Below are 18,114 nucleotides of genomic sequence, written 5' to 3'. Positions count from 1 at the left end.
GTGCCCGATCAGAGCGCCACGCGGTCCAGCGGTGCTTGGAGGAGTTTCGGGCGGGTGGCGGCGAGGTGGAGGATGAACTCGCCGAACAGGCCGTTGGCCCAGGCGAACCAGTCGCGGGTGAACCTGGCCGGATCGTCCTTCTCGAACGCCTCGTGGATGAAGCCGGTGCCGGCATGGGTGCGCTTCAGCGTCGCGAGGCACTTTAGGATCGTCGCATCGTCGGTGGCGGTGAGGCCGCGCACGATCAGCGACATCGGCCAGATATAGTCCATCCCCTGGTGCGGGCCGCCGATGCCCTCGCCCGCCTTCCCCTTGAAGAACCACGGGTTCGCCTCGCTCCACGCCGCCCTCGCCGTCCGCTGCCACCGCGCATCGCCGGGGGCCACGCAGCCGAGCCAGGCGAGGCTGGAGAGCGAGGGCACGTTGGCATCGTCCATGAAGATCGCATTGCCAAAGCCGTCGACCTCGTACGCCCAGACCTCGCTGCCATCGGCGAGCTTCATCGTGCCATGCTGCGCCACGGCGGCGGCGACCTCGTTCGCCAGCGCGGTCGCGTCATTGGCCAGCGCCGTGTCCTGGCGCGCGGCGTTCGCGACCTGCGCCATTTCGCGCAATGTCGTCACCGCGAACAGGTTGGCCGGCACGAACAGCGGATATTGGCAGGCATCGTCCGACGGACGGAAGCCCGAATGGATCATGATTTCGCGCAATGTCGTCACCGCGAACAGGTTGGCCGGCACGAACAGCGGATATTGGCAGGCATCGTCCGACGGACGGAAGCCCGAATGGATCATGCCGACCTTGCGCGTCGGCGCGCCATATCCCGCCAGCAGCGTCTCGGTCGGCTGGCGGCTGGCGCGCTGGAACTTGTAGGGGCCGGGGCCTTGCTTACGCTGCTGTTCGCGGAAGGTGCGGATGATCGCGCGCATCGCCGCTGCCCAGGTCGCATCGAACGGCGCGGCATCGCGCGTCGCGGTCCAGTAGCCGTGCGACAACCGCATCGAATAGCATAGCGAATCGATCTCCCACTTCCGCTCGGCGACGCCGGGCTTCATCCCGGTCTCGTCCGTCTTCGCCCAGTCGAGACTGGTCTTCGCGGTCGGGTCCTCCATGAAGGCGTTGGCGTAGGGATCGATCAGCACCGAGCGGGCGTGGCGCGCGATCAGGCCGCGGAACAGCTCGCGCAGCTTCGCGTCCTGTTTCGCCAGATGCAGGATCGATCAGCACCGAGCGGGCGTGGCGCGCGATCAGGCCGCGGAACAGCTCGCGCAGCTTCGCGTCCTGTTTCGCCAGATGCAGGTACGACTTCACCTGCGCCGCCGAATCGCGCAGCCACAGGCACGGAATGTCGCCGGTGATGACGAAGCTGTCGGGCTTGCCCCCGACCGTCCCCATCCTGACCGTGGTGTCGAGCGTGTTGGGATAGGCGTTGGCGAACAGCCAGGCGAGTTCGGGATCGGCGATCATCCGCCCGACCCGCGCGATTTCCTGCTCGACNCCCATCCTGACCGTGGTGTCGAGCGTGTTGGGATAGGCGTTGGCGAACAGCCAGGCGAGTTCGGGATCGGCGATCATCCGCCCGACCCGCGCGATTTCCTGCTCGACCGCCTGGCTCACGAAGCGGCGATCGGCGGGGGCGGGACGCTTGCTCGGATACGCCGCCCCCTTCCCCTGCGCCATCGCCAGCGGCGCGACACCGCCCACCGCCAGCCCCGCGCCCAACAAGGCACCCTGCGTCATCAACGTGCGGCGGTCGGTCGGCATCGGGCGGTCTCCGTTGGTGTCGTCCCCCGCTAGGTCAGCGGCACACCGTCTGGCAATGGCCGATGCCACCTGCCCCGGTCGATCTTGCCCGCCATCGATCATCCGCATCCGGGGCTGACGGTCGCGCCGATCCTCGCTAGGCTGGGGTCGGCGATCAACCTCGTGCCCATTCGCCCGGGCGGCTTCAGGCGGAGACGGACATGACCATTGGCGGATCGAACGCGGCGCAACAGCTGGCGGCGATCACCCCCTGGGCCACCCCTGCCCCGGCGATCACCCCCGCCGAACGCAGCGCCCGGATCGAACGCGCCCGTGCCCTGACCGAAGCCGCCGGCGCGCAGGCGCTGCTGGTCCATACCGGTGCCTCGCTCCAATATTTCACCGGCGTGCCGTGGGGCGCGAGCGAGCGGATGGTGGCGCTCCTCCTGCCCCTGACCGGCAGCCCACGCATCATCTGCCCGGCGTTCGAGCGCGGCACGCTGGAGGCGGACCTGACCATCCCCGCCGAGCTGCTGCTGTGGGAGGAGGACGAGGACCCGACCGCACTGGTCGCCGATGCCCTGCCCGCCGGGGCGACGCTGGCCATCGACCCGCTGCTTCCCTTCGCCTGGGGCCGGAAGCTCGCACGCCATGGCCTGACGCTCACCGACGGTGCCCCCGCCATCGACGGCTGTCGCATGGTCAAATCGCCCGCCGAGCTGGCGCTGCTGCAACAGGCGAAGGACATGACGCTCCACGTCCAGGCCGCCGCCGCCCGAACCTTACGCCCCGGCATCCTCGCCAGCGAGGTCGTCCGCTTCATCGACGACGCCCACCGCGCCATCGGCGGCGGCGGATCGTTCTTCTGCATCGTCCAGTTCGGCCGGGCCACCGCCTTTCCCCACGGCCTGCCCGGCGACCGCGCGCTGGCCGAGGGCGAGCTGGTGCTGATCGACACGGGTTGCCGGGTGGAGGGCTATCACAGCGACATCACCCGCACCTATGCCTTCGGCCCGGTCGAGGACGAGGTCCGCGCGATCTGGGACATCGAACACGCCGCGCAGGCCGCCGCCTTCGCCGCCGCCGCCCCCGGCATCCCCTGCGAACAGGTCGACGCCGCCGCCCGCGCCGTGCTGGTCCGCGAAGGATTAGGCCCCGACTATCGCCTCCCCGGCCTGCCGCACCGCACCGGCCACGGCATCGGCCTGTCGATCCACGAACCCGCCTATCTCGTGCGCGGCGACAAGACCCCGCTCAGGCCCGGCATGTGCTTTTCCAACGAACCGATGATCGTCATCCCCAACCGTTTCGGCATCCGGCTGGAGGATCATTTCCACGTCACCGACGACGGCGCGGCATGGTTCACGGAGCCGCAGCCGTCGATCGACCGGCCGTTCGGGTAGGCGCGGCTTTCCCGCAAAGGATCGAGAAATGGGAATGCTTGAGGCTTCCCAAAACTCGACTGAAAGCGGCGCATTGATAGCGTCTGTGTCAAGACCGATGGCAATGATTGTTAGATTCAGCTCGTCGCAACGGCGGAACCATCTCGCGATGACGGTGCTGGCCGGGGGGCCACAAAAGTCGGTTCACACCGGACTAGCACGCGGAACGCTTCACCGCCGCCGAAGACGGGGGTTGCCTTGCCGATTGGGCGCGCCAGCAAGGCTCTGCTTAAGGGCACCGGAAGCGTTGCGATCGCCACGTCAGTCTTGACGGTAAAGCTAAGCGACCCGTGCCGTACCCGCGCTTTCAGCCCGTCGATAAACTTGAGCCCGTCTGCACAGGAGGTTATCTTCGCCGTCTCCTCCTCCATCGCCTTCTCGTACTCGGCTGCCCCTGTCTCCGGAATAGCAAGACTGATCTGCAACAGTGTCATTCGTTCTGACTCATGCGATCCCTGCGCGGCGAGCGCCATCACTGTCATAATGAAACTGGTTCCAACCGGCATGATGGCCTCCCTGAGTGGTCCACGATCATGACAACGCCAAACCTGAATGGCACCTTGCCCGATATCACCATCATTTATGCAAGGCGCAGGTCGGCTTCGAGCCGACAGCGTTGATCCCGGTTTTCCCGCAAACGAACCAGTGACGAGAATGCAACCGTGCCGATCATACGGACCTGCGTCGGCGGGTTCCCGCTTCCCGAAACCTGTTCCCGATTCACAATTCCCGAAACTGCCGATTTCGACGGGGAAACGGGAAAGTACTGCCCCCCTACCCCCGCAGCCGCTGGGCCACCACCGTCCCCAGCCTTGCCACGATCCGATCCACCCCCTGCGCATTCGGGTGGATGCCGTCCGGCAGCATCAACTGCCGGTTGCCGATCACGCCCGCCAGGATAAACGGGTCCAGCGTCGCGTCGTAGCGCTTTGCCATGTCGGGCCAGATGCGATTGAACGCGGCGGCATAGTCCGGCCCGAGGTTCGGCGGGACCATCATGCCGGTCAGCACCACCGGGATGCCGCGCCGTTGCAGTTCGTCCAGCATCGCGACGAAGTTCGCCCGCGTCTCCGCCGGCGGGATCTGGCGCAGCAGGTCGTTGCCGCCCAGCCCCAGCAGGACGAGGTCGGGCTTGCGGTCGAGCTTGTCGAGGGTGAAGGCCAGCCGCTGCCGCCCCGCCGCGCTGGTGTCGCCCGAAATCCCGGCATTCACCACCCGCGCGTTGATGCCATCGGCCCGCAGCGCATCCTGCAGGTCGTCGGGCAGGCTGTCGCCCCGCGCCAGACCATAGCCGGCATAGAGGCTGTCACCGAACGCCACCACCAGCCGCTCCGGCCCCGCCACCGGCGTCCGCGACCCGGCCGAGGTCGGCGTCGCGGCGGCAGCGACGTTCACCGGGGCCACGTCGTTCGCTTCGGATAAATCCGGCCCGCCGCAGCCCGACAGCAGCAACGCACCTTGGAGAAGCGCGATCGCGCCCGCATATGTGGGTCCCTGCTTCGTCACTGGCGAAAAACTCCATGCTCTCGGTTTCGAACGATATGGTCATCGACGCGCGCGGTGTCACCCTGACGCTGGGCACCGGCGACGCCGCAACCCGCATCCTGCACGGCATCGACCTGGCCGTCCCCGCCGGGACCAGCGTCGCGCTGCTGGGCGCATCGGGATCGGGCAAGTCGTCGCTGATGGCCGTCCTGTCCGGCCTCGAACGCGCCAGCGGGGGGCAGGTCCATGTCGCCGGGGCCGATTTCGGTGCGATGGGCGAGGACGATCTGGCCCGCGCCCGGCGGGGGCGGATCGGCATCGTGTTGCAGGCGTTCCACCTGCTCCCCACGATGACCGCACTGGAAAATGTCGCGGTGCCGATGGAGCTGGCGGGGGAGCATGACGCCTTCGCCCGTGCGGAAGCGGAACTGGCATCGGTCGGCCTTGCCCACCGGCTCCACCATTATCCCACGCAATTGTCGGGTGGCGAGCAGCAGCGCGTCGCCATCGCCCGCGCGCTGGCCGGGCGGCCCGCCCTCGTCTTCGCCGACGAACCGACCGGCAATCTCGACCGCGCGACCGGCCATGCGGTCATGGACCTGCTGTTCGAACGCCGCGCCGCGACGCAGGCGACGTTGCTGGTCATCACCCATGATCCGGCGCTGGCCGAACGCTGCGACCGGGTGGTCGAACTGGCCGATGGGCGCATCGCACGGGACAGCGCGCGATGAGGATGGCGCTGCCGATGCCATTGTGCCGTACCTCCGCGCAGGCGGGGGTCAAGGGCGGCAAACGCGACCGGCTGTTCTCCGCGGCTATGGACCCCCGCCTGCGCAGGGGTACGCCCGATGTCGCGAAGCGGCACTTGCCCGAGGGTGCCCGATGACCGAGTGGCGTCTGGCGTGGACCTTCGCCCGCCGCGAACTCGACGCGCGCTTCCGGGGGCTGCGACTGCTGCTGGTCTGCCTGATCCTCGGCGTCGGGGCGCTGGCGGCGATCGGCAGCCTTACCCGGTCGATCACCGGCGAACTGGCGGCGCGGGGGCAGAGCCTGCTCGGGGGCGATCTCGAACTCTCCGTATCGCAACGGACCGCCGATCCGGCCGAGCGCCGGGCGATGGCGCGGCTGGGCCGGGTATCCGAAACGCTTCGGATGCAGTCGATGGCCGCCAGTCTCGACAGACAGACCGCCCCGATCGAGCTGAAGGCGGTCGACGCACCCTATCCGCTCTACGGCACGCTCACCCTGCAAACCGGCACCGCCCGGCCGCTGTCGCCGACCGAAACCTATGTCGGGCCGGCACTGGTCGAACGGCTGAAGCTGCGCGTCGGCGGACAGGTGCGCTATGGCACCGCGCGCTTCACCGTCGCCGGGATCATCGCCGACGAACCCGACCGGCTGAGCGAAGGCTTCACGCTGGGCGCGGTGGCGCTGGTGTCGCTCGACGGGCTGCGACGCACCAATCTGATCGCACCGGGCAGCCTGTACGAGAGCAAATACCGCATCGCCAGCCGCTACGACCCGGCAGTAGCGATCAAGGCGTTCACCGACCGCTATCCCGCGCAGGGGTGGGACACGCGCACCCGCGACCGTGCGTCGCCGGGGGCCGAGCGCTTCCTGACGCGAATGGGCGAGTTTCTGGTGCTGGTGGGCCTGACCGCGCTGGTCATCGCCGGCATCGGGGTCGGCAACGGCGTGTCGAGCTATCTCGCCACCCGCCGTTCCAGCATCGCTACGCTGAAGGTGCTTGGCGCGACCTCCGGGCTGATCGCACGGGTCTATCTGTTGCAGATCGTGGTCGTGTCGGCCATCGGCATTGCCGTGGGCCTCGCGATCGGCATCGCCGCCGTGCCGCTGATCGTGGCGCTGGCGGGCGATGTTTTGCCGGTGGCACCTGCCTTTGCGATCCATCCGCTGCCGCTCTTGCAGGCCGCCGCCTATGGCTTGCTGATCGCGCTGGCCTTTGCCGCGCCACCCCTGCTGGCGGCGGGGGCGGTGCCGGCCGCCGGGTTGCTGCGCGGGGTGCATGACGGGCGTTCGGCGCCCCGGTGGAAGGCGGCGGCATGGATGGGGGCGGCCTTTGCCGGGATCGTCGCGCTGGTGCTGCTGACCAGCGAACGGCCGTGGTTCGGCGCAGCGTTCCTTGGCGCGGCGGGCGGTCTGCTGCTGCTGTTGTCGGCGCTGGGCTGGCTGATCCGCTGGCTGGCCGCGCGCCTGCCGCGTTCGCGCAGGCCCTTGTGGCGGCTGGCGGTGGCCGCGCTCCACCGCCCCGGCGCGCGGACCGGCGCGCTGGTCGTCGCGCTGGGATTGGGCCTGACCCTGTTCGTGCTGCTGGCGGCGATCCGCACCAGCCTCGACGCCAATATCGCCCGGACCGTGCCGGCGCGCGCGCCCGCGCTGTTCGCGCTCGACGTGCCGCCGCCCCGCGAAGCCGCGTTCCGCGACACGATCGCCGCGATCCAGCCCGGCGCGGAGGTGCAGACCGTCCCGCTGATGCGCGGCACGATCACCGCCTATGGCACCACCCGCGTCGCCGACCTGAAGACGATTCCCGAAGGCGCATGGGCGCTGCGCGGCGAACGCGGCCTGACCTTCGCCGCCGACCTGCCGCCGGGCAGCGAGCTGGTCGCGGGCAGATGGTGGCCAGCGAACTATGCCGGCCCGCCGCTGGTGTCGGTCGACGAACGGATGGCACAGGCGCTGAACCTGAAGCTCGGCGATCCGCTGACGATCAGCGTCGCCGGGCAGGAACGCACCGCCCGCATCGCGTCATTCCGCAAGATCGAATGGGACACGATGGGGTTCAATTTCGTGATGGTGTTCAGCCCCGACGCCCTGTCCGACGTGCCGCACAATCTGGCGGCGACGATCACCATGCCGCCGGGGCGCGAACGCGCCGTCGTCCGTGCGCTGTCGGCCGCCTTTCCCTCGACCTCGGTGGTCGAGGTGCGCGAGGTGATCGGGCAGGTCCGCACCATCGTGTCGCAGATGGCGACCGCGATCGCTGCGGCGGCGGGGATCGCGATCCTTGCCGGCATCGCCGTGCTGGTCGGCGCGATCGCGGCGGCGCGCGAAACGCGGACCTATGACAGCGTGATCCTCAAGACGCTGGGCGCGACGCGCGGACAGATACTGGCGGCACAGGCGCTGGAATATCTGCTGCTCGCGGTCATCCTCGCGGCGCTGGCGGCGGCGATCGGGATCGCCGGGGGCTGGTATGTGGTGGTCGAGCTGTTCGCGTTCGACTGGCTGCCCGATTATGGCGCGATCGTCGCGACGCTGGCGGTGGGCGTCGGGGTTACGGTGGGGATCGGGTTGTTGGGGGCGTTGCCGATATTGGGTGCGCGGCCGGCTCGGGCGCTCAGGGAACTGTAGATCCTCCCCGGCACGGGGAGGGGGACCAGCGCAGCTGGTGGAGGGGGATCGCCACAGACGCAACCGTCGTGAAGTTGGACACCCCCCTCCACCACCGCTTCGCGGCGGTCCCCCTCCCCGTGCCGGGGAGGATTGATAGAAAAAACCCCGGCAGTTACCTGCCGGGGCCTATCGTTACACCGAAGCGCGCGGAGCGCCGCCGCCACCACCGCGACCCCGGCCGCCGCGACCGCGACCACCGCCGCCGCTACCACCCGCCGGACGGCCAGCGCCACCCAGGCGACCGCCGCCACCGGCACCCGCCTCACGCTGCGGACGACCGCCGCCGCCCTGGCCTTCGCCCCGCTGCGGCTGACCAGCGCGCGTCGGGTTGCCGACCGGACCGCCGCGACCATGCGCCGGCTTGGCACCATGGGCATGGGTCGCGCGCGGCCGCGCCGGACCGCGCTCGCTGGGCAGGCGCTCGGGACGATCCGGCGCATAGGGCGCGCGGCTCGCCTTGATCTTGGCGCCCTGCTCGACGAAGTCGGCCGGCAGCGGCACGACGTCGATCTTCTGCTTGGTCAGCCGCTCGATCCCCTTCAGGAACGGCCGCTCGTCATCGGCGCAGAAGCTGAACGCCACGCCCGACGCACCCGCGCGCGCGGTGCGGCCGATGCGGTGGACATATTGCTCGGACACGTTGGGCAGTTCGAAGTTCACCACATGGCTGACCCCCGACACGTCGATGCCGCGCGCGGCGATGTCGGTCGCGACCAGGATCGGCACCGTGCCTTCGCGGAATGCGGCCAGCGCCTTTTCACGCTGTGGTTGCGATTTGTTACCATGGATCGCGTTCGACGCGATGCCGTTGGCCGCCAGCAGCTTCACGACGCGGTCGGCGCCATGCTTGGTGCGGGTGAACACCAAAGCGCGGTCGATCTTGGTATTGCGGAAGAACATCGTCAGCAGCGTCTGCTTCTCCGCCTGCTGGACGAAGGTGACGTACTGTTCGACACGCTCGGCGGTCGACGACACCGGCGTGACCTGCACGGTCGCCGGATCGGTCAGATACTTGTCGGCCAGCTCGCGAATGTCCTTGGGCATGGTGGCCGAGAAGAACAGCGTCTGGCGCGACTTCGGGACCATCGACACGATGCGGCGCAGCGCGTGGATGAAGCCCAGATCGAGCATCTGGTCGGCTTCGTCGAGGACGAGGATTTCCAGTTCGCCCAGCCCCAGGCACTTCTGGTCGATCAGGTCGAGCAGACGACCCGGCGTCGCGACGAGGATGTCGACGCCTGCAGCCACGTCGCGGATGTTGCGCGGCACCGGCACGCCGCCGAACACGGTGGCGACGGTCAGCTTGCTGTGCTTGGCATAGGCGCGGGCATTGTCGGCGATTTGGCTGACCAGTTCGCGCGTGGGTGCGAGCACCAGCATCCGGCAGCGCATCGGGCGGCGGCGGACATTGGCCTTCACCAGCAGGTCGATCGAGGGGAGGACGAACGCGGCGGTCTTGCCGGTGCCGGTCTGGGCGATGCCCAGCAGGTCGCGCCCTTCGAGGACCAGCGGGATGGCGTCGCGCTGGATCGGGGTCGGGGTTTCGTAATTCTTGGCGGCGAGCGCGTCGAGGATCGACTTCGACAGGCCGAGCGACTGGAAGGACATGATAGTTCCTATAAACAGGTCCGGCATCCGTAGGCGCTCACATGGGCGCACGGATGGCGGGGCAAAAAATTGCGACCCGCGTGACTAGGGAAGCCGGTTGGAGCTGCGACGCGGAGCCGAGACCATCATGGTCCGATCACGCTGCCTGAAAAGCGTCGCTGCACTGCGGCAAATAGGTGAAAAGGCGCCGATCGTCAAGCCTTGCCAAAGGCGATGAAGGTTAAGCTATGGAAACATTAACGGTAACGCCGTAGACCATGGCGATGACCGACCTAGCCCCGGCTGGCGCGCCCCCTGGCGACGCATCGTCCGCCGACCCCGCGGTCGACGGCCTCCCCCGACGCCAGCTCTATCTGCTGGGCGAGGCGGCCGACCGGCTGCTTGCCGCCGAGGACCCGGCGCGGATGGTCGATGAACTCTTCGCATTGATTTCCAAGGAATTGCGGCTCGACGTCTTCTTCAACTACCGCCTCGACGGTGAGGGGCTGGTGCTGGAAACCCACGGCGGGCTGACGGCGGCGGAGGTCGCGTCGTTCGAACGGCTGGCGATCGGCCAGGCGGTGTGCGGCTGCGTCGCGCGCGACCGGCGGTCGATCGCGGCGTTCGGCGTGCAGACGTCGAACGACCCGATGGCGCAGTTCGTCCGTGCCCTCGGCGTCGACGCCTATGTCTGCACGCCGTTGATGCACGGATCGACGCTGCTCGGCACGCTCAGCTTCGGGCGGCGCTGGTCCGACCGGTTCGACGCCGACGAACTCGCCTTCATCCGCACCGTCTGCCACTATGTCGCGCTCGCCAAGCACCGGCTGCGGATCGAGGCGGAGCTGCGCGAGGGGATCAAATCACGCGAACGGTTGCTCGCCGAACTCAACCACCGCGTCCGCAACGCGCTGCAGACCGCCGTCGCCGTCGTCCGGCTGGGCGCGGCGGATACGACCGACGCGGGCGGCCGCGCCGCGCTCGCCGCCGCCGCCGCGCGGCTGGAGGTGCTGGCCGCCGCGCACCGCCCGCTCTATGAAACAGACCGGCCGAGCCGGATCGACATCGCCGCGCTGATCGAATCGACCGCGCAACGCAGCGACGACGAACCGGTTGCCATGGCGGTCAGCGGTACGCCGGTGCTGCCGATCGAACAGGCGGCGGCGATCGCGCTGCTGACCCACGCCCTGGTCGCTCCCGATCCCGATGCCCTGACCGGGGTCGCGATCGACGCCGCGCCCGACGGCCTGCGCCTGACGCTGACCGGCACGGCGATGGGACAGCCGCACCCCGCATTGGACGATGGCCGGCTGGTGCGCGGCCTCGCCCGGCAGTTGCGTGCCGAGGTGCTGCGCGACGGGGACACAGCGCTGACGATCACCATCGCCGGATCGTTCGATGGGTGAGGCGCTGCGCATCCTGCTGGTCGAGGACGAGGCGCTGGTGGCGATGCTGGTGGAGGACGCGCTGATCCTGCACGGCCATGTCGTCACCGGCATCGCCGATACGCAGGCCGACGCGCTGGCGCTGGCCGACAGCGACCGTCCCGATCTGGCGCTGTGCGACGTGCGGCTGGCGCATGGCGATTGCGGGCGCGGCGTGGCGATGGCGCTGGCGACACGCGGCGTGCCGTGCCTGTTCCTCAGCGGCAATTGCCCCGATTCCGCCGATCACCCGCTGATCCTCGGCTGCGTCGCCAAACCGTTCCACACCGCCGCGCTCGGCCGGGCGATCGACGCGGCGCTGGCCCGATTGCGCGGCAACGAGGCGGACGCAGCACCCACAGGGCTACGCTTCTACTGAGTCGATCCGTCCGTCCGCGACGTGATAGCGGGTGGCATCGCCCGGGATGTCGCTGAACAGTCCCGCCTCGGTGCCCGTAAGCCACACCTGCCCCGCCCCCGCCGCCCGCGCGAACAGCGCCGCGCGCCGGGCGGGATCGAGATGCGCCGCCACCTCGTCGAGCAACAGGATCGGTCGTCGCCCGGCACGCTCCGCCACCAGTTCGGCATGGGCCAGCACCAGCCCCAGCAACAGCGCCTTCTGCTCACCGGTCGAACAGCGCGCCGCCGCCATGCCCCGGTCGCGATCGGTGACGATCAGGTCGACGCGGTGCGGACCGCTGAGCGCCCGCCCCGCCGCCGCATCCCGCGCGCGCCCCGCCGCCAGTTCCCGCGCGAACAGCGCCGCGTCGCCATGCCACCCCTCCAGCGACAGGGCGGCGCGGGGAAAGTCGGTCGTCGGCAGCGCGGCGATCCGTTCCTCCAGCATCGCGACGCACTCGGCCCGCGCCGTGCCCAGCGCCAGCCCGTGTTCGACCATCCGTCCCTCCAGCGCCGACAGCCAGTCGGGATCGGGCATCGCCTCCTCCGCCAGCAACCGGTTGCGCTGGCGCATCGCCGCGTCGTAGCGCGTCGCCTGCGTCGCATGGGCCGGGTTCAGCGCCAGCGTCATCCGGTCGAGGAAGCGCCGCCGCTCGCCCGCCGGTTCGACGAACAGCCGGTCCATCGCCGGGGTCAGCCACAATACCGACAGCCATTCGGCCAGCGCCGTCGCCGCCGCGCCCGCGCCGTTGATCCGCACGATGCGGCGTTCGGGTGCGCCGGCCTGCGTCCCCGTCCCGATCCGCACCTCGCCCGCAAGGTCGGCGGCGACGCCGAACCCACCCGGCCCGCCCTCGCGCGCCATGTCCGACAGGGGCGCGCGGCGCAGCCCCCGGCCGGGCGCCAGCAGCGACACCGCCTCCAAAACATTGGTCTTGCCCGCGCCATTGGGACCGCTCAGCACGACGAAGCCCGCACCCGGTTCGATGGTGCCGCCCGCATGGTTGCGAAAATCGGTCAGGGTCAGGCGGGTCAGCATCTGCCGACGACCGTTAGCGGCGTGCGCGACCGCGCGAAACCCTTGGGGCGCCGCCGGTTTGTTATACAAACGCAACTTTCCGGCACTTCGCGGATTGGGAAGGTTCGACTTACGACAGGAACCGCCAATGCCCCGTTTCGTCCTGATGGCCGCTGCTGCCTTCGCGCTCACTGCCTGTGGCGCGCAAAGCCCCGAGCAGCAGCGCGCGGATCAGCTGCGCGATCAGGCCGATGCGGAAGCGGATGCGATCGAGGCCGCCGCCGACAACCAGACCGCGCAGATGAAGGTCGAGGCGGAAGGGCTGGTCAACCAGGCCGGACAGGCCGGCGGCTATGACGCCGAACGGCTGAAGGTTCGCGCCGACGCGATCCGCGACGAGGCGAAACTGGTCGAGAAACAGGCCGAGGCGCAGGCGAAGGCGGTGCGCGATCGTGGCGAGGCGCAGGCGAGCGCGGCACTGGCGAAGTAGGGCGTAATCTCCCACATCATCCCGGCCTTGTTCCGGGGTGACGCTTTCCGTGAGGTCGGGGAGAAAGAAGAAGCGGGACCCCGGATCAAGTCTGGGGTGACCATATATTGTTGGGGTAAGCCGCGGAATATCATCGCGACGAGGACCGTCCCCCCCAAAGCCCCCTTAGCCGGACACGTCATCCCAGCGCAGGCTGGGGTCTCGTTCGGCTCTCGTCCGACGCTATAACAAGGAGACCCCAGCCTGCGCTGGGGTGACGTCAGCGGGTCCGGTCACCCTCAAATTCCCGCCAGCCCCTGTTCGCGCAATCGCACCTGCGCCGCATGATAGGCCACCGGCTCCGCGATCTTCAGCCGCCGCCGTGCCGCATCGAGCGGTTCGGCCAGCAGCGCCTCATAATCCTCGGCGTGCAGCCACTTGGCCTGCCGCCCATGGCGATACCCTTCCCACACCGCGTTCGCGAATGCCCGCTCGCCGGTGATCCGCAGCGACTTGAGCGCCGCGCCCAGCCCGATCGCCGCCCAGCCGAGGCCGCCGGTCTGGGCATAGGAGAAGGCGACGAGGCACGCCTCGCCCAGATGCTCCTCGGCGGTATAGCCGGTCAGGATGTGCCAGATGTCGTGGACGTCGCGCTCCCGCCGGCCGAACCATGCGACGGGATGGGCGACATCCTGCCATCCTTCGCCATCGGCATGGCTGATGTCGGCCAGCCCCTGCGCCGAAAAGCCGGTGCGGTCGAGAAACGCCCGATACTGCGCGCCGACGCTGCCGTCGGGCAGGGCATCGACCCAGGCGCGGTCGGAAAAGCGCCGCGCCAGTTCGACATGGTCGTATGCGATCCGCCCGCCGTTCGGCTCGCGCAGCAATCGGGCATAGTTGCGATGGCTGGTATCGGCGTTGAGCGCGCGCATGATGCGGAACACCTGCACCGTGTCGTTGCCATCGGCGAGCAGGCGCTTAAGCGCCTTCCACGCCGTACGCCAGTCGCGCCGCAATGGTTGTATCGTGTCGATTCCCTGCGTGGCCATCGCCGCCCCCACTACTTACAATGATGTAAGTAGATCGGCGACTGATGATCGTCAAGCTCGGGAGGATCAGCCTGCCTTGGTCGTCGGCTGCCTGGCGTTGTCGACGACGAACTGTCCGCCGCGTTCGCAGGACGCGCTGATGACGGGATAGTACAGGTCGGTATTGCCGGCGAGGATGGCGGGCATCGCCGCCTGGCATTCCGCGACCGACGCATAGCTGGCCGGGGCGACGCGTTCGCGCGTGCAGGTCGCGCCGTCGTCGCCGCAACCCAGGATCGCCATGACATAGACCAAAGGTGCCATTTCCCGTCTCCTCGACGGTTTCAATCCATGGATAGGCCGCTTGTTCCGACGAAGCGTTGCCTATCCACGCCGGCCTCCCCAAATGGCGCTTGCCATGCCGCCAGAAACCTTTCCCGCCTCCGGTCCGACCCGGCCGATGCTGGCGACGCTCCGCCGCTTCCTACCCTATCTCTGGCCCGCCGACGCGCCGGGGCTGAAGGTGCGCATCGTCGCCGCGCTGCTGCTGGTCGTCGCGTCGAAGCTGGTGCAGGTCTACGGTGCGCCGTTTGCGTTGCAGGGTGCGATCGACACCATGGCCGCCGGATCGCGCGATGCGTTGTGGCTGGTCGTCGCGCTGGTTGCCGGCTACGCGGCGGCGCGGTTCGGCGGCACGCTGTTCGACAATCTGCGCAACGTCGTGTTCGAACGGGTCGGGCAGGACGCGACCCGGCGGCTGGCGGCGTCGGTGTTCCGCCACCTCCACGCGCTGTCGCTGCGCTTTCACCTCGAACGGCGTACCGGCGCCGTGACCAAGGTGGTCGAGCGCGGGACCAAGAGCATCGACACGATGCTGTATTTCCTGCTGTTCAACATCGCGCCGACCATCCTCGAACTGACGCTGGTGCTGACGATCTTCGGCACGCGCTTCGGCGGGTGGCTGGTCGGCGGCACGATGGCGATGGTGGTGTTCTACATCGCCTTCACCCGCTGGGTCACCGACTGGCGCTCCGCGCTTCGCGAACGGATGAACGACCTCGACACCGGCGCGGTCGCCCATGCGGTCGATTCGCTGCTGAACTTCGAAACGGTCAAATATTTCGGCGCGGAGGAGCGGGAGGCGCAGCGCTACGACCGCGCCATCGCCGGCTATGCCGATGCGGCGGTGAAGTCGGAAAATTCGCTGGCGCTGCTCAATATCGGACAGGCGCTCATCACCGCGCTGATGCTGGGCGGCGGCATGGCGCTGATCGTGTTCGGGTGGAGCAGCGGGCGGTTCACGCCGGGCGACGTCGTGCTGGTGTCGACGCTGCTGACCCAGCTGTTCCGCCCGCTCGACCTGCTCGGCATGGTCTATCGCACCGTGCGGCAGGGGGTGGTCGACATGGGGGCGATGTTCGACCTGATCGATGCGCCGGCGGAAATCGTCGATGTGGCGCAGGCCCCGCCGCTGACCGTCAGGCGTGGCCATGTCCGGTTCGAAGGGGTCGGGTTCGGCTATGGCGACGGGCGGCAGATCCTGAACGGCATCGACCTCGACATTCCGCCGGGCACCACGCTGGCGGTCGTCGGGCCGTCGGGCGCGGGCAAGTCGACGCTCGCCCGGCTGCTGTTCCGCTTCTACGATCCCACCGCCGGGCGGATCACCATCGACGGACAGGACATCGCGCAGGTCGCGCAGGCCTCGCTGCGCAGCGCGATCGGCATCGTGCCGCAGGATACCGTGCTGTTCAACGACACCATCGGCTACAACATCGCCTATGGCCGCGCCGATGCGGGCGCCGACGCCATTGCCGAAGCGGCGCGCGGCGCGTCGATCGCGCCGTTCATCGCCAGCCTGCCGCAAGGATATGACACGCGCGTCGGCGAACGCGGGCTGAAGCTGTCGGGCGGCGAGAAGCAGCGCGTCGCGATCGCCCGCACCCTGCTGAAAAACCCGCCGGTGCTGATCCTCGACGAAGCGACCAGCGCGCTCGACAGCCGGACCGAGGCCGACATCCTCGACACGCTGGAGGCGATCGAGCGCGGCCGCACCACCATAGTCATCGCCCACCGCCTGTCGACCGTGGTCCATGCCGACCGCATCGTCGTGCTGGAGGGCGGGCGCGTGGCCGAAAGCGGATCGCATGCCGACCTGCTGCGCCTGGGCGGCACCTATGCCGACATGTGGGCGCGACAGGCCGATGAGCGCGAGGCGGCGCTGGCCGAGGCGTAGGGCCGATCGTCATCGACGATGGACACTCCGCCAGCCTGAGGCGTATCCCCGACGCATTGCGGGAGGAACGCGCGTGAAGGACAATCTGAAGAAGGCGGCGACGACGACCGCCCTGATCGGCGGCGCGCTCGCGCTGTGGACGGCGCTGGCGGCCAGCGCGGCGGAGGCGTTGGTCCCGGCGGACGGCGAGTTCGTCGACGTGCCGGGCGCCCGGCTGCACTATGTCGATACCGGCGGCGACGGTCCGCCGATCGTCCTGCTCCACGGCATCTATGGCCAGTTGCGCAACTTCACCTATGCGTTGACCGGGCAATTGGCCGACCACCGGCTGATCGTGGTCGACCGGCCCGGCTGGGGCCATTCGGCCGTCGAGGGCGACCATCCGACGATCGAGACGCAGGCGCGGATGATCGCCGACCTGATCGACGCGCTGGGCCTCGACCGGCCGTTGCTGGTCGGGCATTCGATGGGCGGCGCGGTGGCGCTGGCCATGGCGCTCAACCAGCCGTCGAAGATTCGCGGCCTCGCGCTCATCGCCCCGCTGACGCAGCGGATGACGGCGATGCCGCCCATGTTCCGGGGCAAGGCCCCGCCCGCCGCCATACGGGGCCTGGCCGCGTGGACGGTCGGCATACCGCTGACCACGCTGACCGGCCCGGTCGTGTCGAAACAGGTGTTCGCGCCCGATCCGGTGCCGGCGGACTTCGGCACGCGCGGCGGCGGCCTGATCGCGCTGCGCCCGTCGAGCTTTCAGGCGGGCGCCGCCGAGTTGACCGACGCCAATCGCGCGCTGGCGACGATGGTCCCGCGCTATGGCGCGATCCGGCTGCCGGTCGCGATCCTTTATGGTCAGGGCGACGAACTGCTCGATCCGGTCCGGCAGGGCGAGGTCACCACCGGCGAAATCCCCGGCGCGACGCTGACCATGATCGGCGGCGGGCACATGATCCCGGTCACCCACGCCGCCGACACCGCCGCCTGGCTGCGCACGGCCGCCACCGCGTGAAGCGCCGGGCGCTGCTCCTCGCCGTCCTGCTCGGCGGGTGCAGCGCCTATGGCGACGGGATGGGCGACATCCTGGCCGGCAGAGGCATCGCCGCGCGCGAGCCGACCTATGACGTGCCCTATGTTCCCACGCCCGAACCGGTGGTCGATGCGATGCTGTCGATCGCCGGGGTGGGGCCGGCCGACACGCTGATCGACCTGGGATCGGGCGACGGCCGCATCCCGCTGGCCGCGGCACGTTTGGGGGCGCAGGCGCGGGGCGTGGAGATCGACGCGACGCTGGTCGAGCGCGCCCGCCGCAACGCTGCCCTCCAAGGACTACAGGACCGCGCCCGCTTCACCACCGCCAACCTGTTCGCCACGCCGCTCAGCGATGCCAGCGTCGTGACCCTGTACCTGTTGCCGCGCATCAATATGGCGCTGCGCCCGCGCCTGCTGACCGAACTGAGGCCCGGCACGCGGATCGTCACCCACGCCTTCGACATGGGCGACTGGCGCGCCGATGCGGAGCGGCTGGTGGGCGACCGCCGCGTCTATCTGTGGATCGTGCCGGCGGTGGCAGGCGGCACGTGGCGCGCGACGCTGCCCGATGGTCGGCAGGTGCCGCTGACCCTCGACCAGCGGTTTCAGGACGTGACGGGCACGCTGGACGGCACGGCGCTGACCGGTGTCCTGCGCGGGACGGCGCTGCGCTTCACGGCGGGCGGGCGCGCCTATCGCGGGACCGTGGGGGAAGCGGCGATCACCGGCGAAGGCTGGCGCGCGGTGCGAGTGGAATAGGCGGCCGCATGAGGCCACCCCTGCCCCAATCGTCATTCCAACCCCGGTGTCACCACAACCCCGAACGTCATCCTTGCCCCA

16 protein-coding genes and 1 pseudogene are annotated in these 18,114 nt (G+C 69.3%); 9 read left to right on the top strand and 8 right to left on the bottom strand.

What is annotated here, in order from left to right:
• Nucleotides 1-8: 8 nt before the first annotated feature.
• On the bottom strand, nt 9-1,163 hold the full coding sequence (locus tag ASE83_RS08755) for a glycoside hydrolase family 125 protein (protein WP_443024312.1): 1,155 nt from the start codon (nt 1,161-1,163) through the stop codon (nt 9-11).
• Nucleotides 1,164-1,359: 196 nt separating this feature from the next.
• A pseudogene (locus ASE83_RS19105) lies at nt 1,360-1,467 on the bottom strand (glycoside hydrolase family 125 protein); the annotation flags it as partial.
• Between the two features lie 497 nt (nt 1,468-1,964).
• Here ASE83_RS19105 and ASE83_RS08750 point away from each other — a divergent pair.
• Nucleotides 1,965-3,146 (top strand): M24 family metallopeptidase, encoded by a 1,182-nt coding sequence (locus ASE83_RS08750; RefSeq protein ID WP_055788319.1) that lies wholly within the window; start codon nt 1,965-1,967, stop codon nt 3,144-3,146.
• A gap of 116 nt (nt 3,147-3,262) precedes the next feature.
• On the opposite strand, the gene ASE83_RS08745 is transcribed toward ASE83_RS08750, so the two are convergent.
• Nucleotides 3,263-3,691 carry a hypothetical protein gene (locus ASE83_RS08745; RefSeq protein ID WP_156352934.1) on the bottom strand — a complete coding sequence of 143 codons (429 nt, stop codon included), beginning with the start codon at nt 3,689-3,691 and terminating at the stop codon, nt 3,263-3,265.
• Nucleotides 3,692-3,959: 268 nt separating this feature from the next.
• Nucleotides 3,960-4,691, bottom strand: coding sequence for an arylesterase (locus tag ASE83_RS08740; RefSeq protein ID WP_055788313.1), 732 nt, complete (start codon nt 4,689-4,691; stop codon nt 3,960-3,962).
• 35 nt (nt 4,692-4,726) lie between these two features.
• Here ASE83_RS08740 and ASE83_RS08735 point away from each other — a divergent pair, with 35 nt between their 5' ends.
• Both ASE83_RS08735 and ASE83_RS08730 read left to right on the top strand, forming a co-directional pair.
• Complete coding sequence (locus tag ASE83_RS08735) at nt 4,727-5,401, top strand: ABC transporter ATP-binding protein (RefSeq protein WP_055789209.1); 675 nt, start codon at nt 4,727-4,729, stop codon at nt 5,399-5,401.
• Nucleotides 5,402-5,552: 151 nt separating this feature from the next.
• The gene (locus tag ASE83_RS08730) at nt 5,553-8,045 is read left to right on the top strand and encodes an ABC transporter permease (protein WP_055788310.1); all 2,493 of its coding nucleotides are present in this window, start codon (nt 5,553-5,555) and stop codon (nt 8,043-8,045) included.
• Between the two features lie 174 nt (nt 8,046-8,219).
• Here the strand turns inward: ASE83_RS08730 and ASE83_RS08725 are convergent, their stop codons facing one another.
• The gene (locus ASE83_RS08725) at nt 8,220-9,695 is read right to left on the bottom strand and encodes a DEAD/DEAH box helicase (RefSeq protein ID WP_055788308.1); all 1,476 of its coding nucleotides are present in this window, start codon (nt 9,693-9,695) and stop codon (nt 8,220-8,222) included.
• 263 nt (nt 9,696-9,958) lie between these two features.
• Here ASE83_RS08725 and ASE83_RS08720 point away from each other — a divergent pair, with 263 nt between their 5' ends.
• Together ASE83_RS08720 and ASE83_RS08715 are read left to right on the top strand one after the other, a co-directional pair.
• Complete coding sequence (locus tag ASE83_RS08720) at nt 9,959-11,080, top strand: histidine kinase dimerization/phosphoacceptor domain -containing protein (RefSeq protein ID WP_162236628.1); 1,122 nt, start codon at nt 9,959-9,961, stop codon at nt 11,078-11,080.
• Entirely contained in the window at nt 11,073-11,477 is a 405-nt protein-coding gene (locus ASE83_RS08715; RefSeq protein ID WP_055788302.1) for a response regulator, read from the top strand. The genes ASE83_RS08720 and ASE83_RS08715 overlap by 8 nt, the downstream gene beginning before the upstream one ends.
• Here ASE83_RS08715 and recF read toward each other — a convergent pair.
• Nucleotides 11,463-12,536, bottom strand: coding sequence for a DNA replication/repair protein RecF (recF, locus tag ASE83_RS08710; RefSeq protein WP_055788300.1), 1,074 nt, complete (start codon nt 12,534-12,536; stop codon nt 11,463-11,465). The two genes, ASE83_RS08715 and recF, sit on opposite strands and share 15 nt — an antisense overlap.
• 127 nt (nt 12,537-12,663) lie before the next feature.
• Between recF and ASE83_RS08705 the strand changes: the two genes are divergently transcribed.
• Nucleotides 12,664-13,005 (top strand): hypothetical protein, encoded by a 342-nt coding sequence (locus ASE83_RS08705; RefSeq protein ID WP_055788296.1) that lies wholly within the window; start codon nt 12,664-12,666, stop codon nt 13,003-13,005.
• 278 nt (nt 13,006-13,283) lie between these two features.
• On the opposite strand, the gene ASE83_RS08700 is transcribed toward ASE83_RS08705, so the two are convergent.
• Both ASE83_RS08700 and ASE83_RS08695 read right to left on the bottom strand, forming a co-directional pair.
• Complete coding sequence (locus ASE83_RS08700) at nt 13,284-14,033, bottom strand: Coq4 family protein (protein ID WP_055788293.1); 750 nt, start codon at nt 14,031-14,033, stop codon at nt 13,284-13,286.
• A 66-nt stretch (nt 14,034-14,099) separates the two neighbouring features.
• Nucleotides 14,100-14,336 carry a hypothetical protein gene (locus ASE83_RS08695; RefSeq protein ID WP_055788289.1) on the bottom strand — a complete coding sequence of 79 codons (237 nt, stop codon included), beginning with the start codon at nt 14,334-14,336 and terminating at the stop codon, nt 14,100-14,102.
• Between the two features lie 94 nt (nt 14,337-14,430).
• On the opposite strand from ASE83_RS08695, the gene ASE83_RS08690 reads away from it, so the two are divergent.
• From ASE83_RS08690 to ASE83_RS08680, 3 genes are all read left to right on the top strand, one after another.
• Complete coding sequence (locus ASE83_RS08690) at nt 14,431-16,248, top strand: ABCB family ABC transporter ATP-binding protein/permease (RefSeq protein ID WP_200921871.1); 1,818 nt, start codon at nt 14,431-14,433, stop codon at nt 16,246-16,248.
• A 73-nt stretch (nt 16,249-16,321) separates the two neighbouring features.
• Nucleotides 16,322-17,254 (top strand): alpha/beta fold hydrolase, encoded by a 933-nt coding sequence (locus ASE83_RS08685; RefSeq protein WP_235513263.1) that lies wholly within the window; start codon nt 16,322-16,324, stop codon nt 17,252-17,254.
• Nucleotides 17,251-18,033, top strand: a complete 783-nt coding sequence (locus tag ASE83_RS08680) for a class I SAM-dependent methyltransferase (protein WP_055788286.1) — start codon at nt 17,251-17,253, stop codon at nt 18,031-18,033. The genes ASE83_RS08685 and ASE83_RS08680 overlap by 4 nt, the downstream gene beginning before the upstream one ends.
• The last annotated feature ends 81 nt before the right edge of the window (nt 18,034-18,114 follow it).

Source organism: Sphingomonas sp. Leaf32 (assembly GCF_001421765.1).
Lineage (GTDB): Bacteria > Pseudomonadota > Alphaproteobacteria > Sphingomonadales > Sphingomonadaceae > Sphingomonas.
The sequence above is the reverse complement of the archived record's forward strand: the minus strand, read 5'-3'. Positions and strand labels throughout refer to the sequence as shown.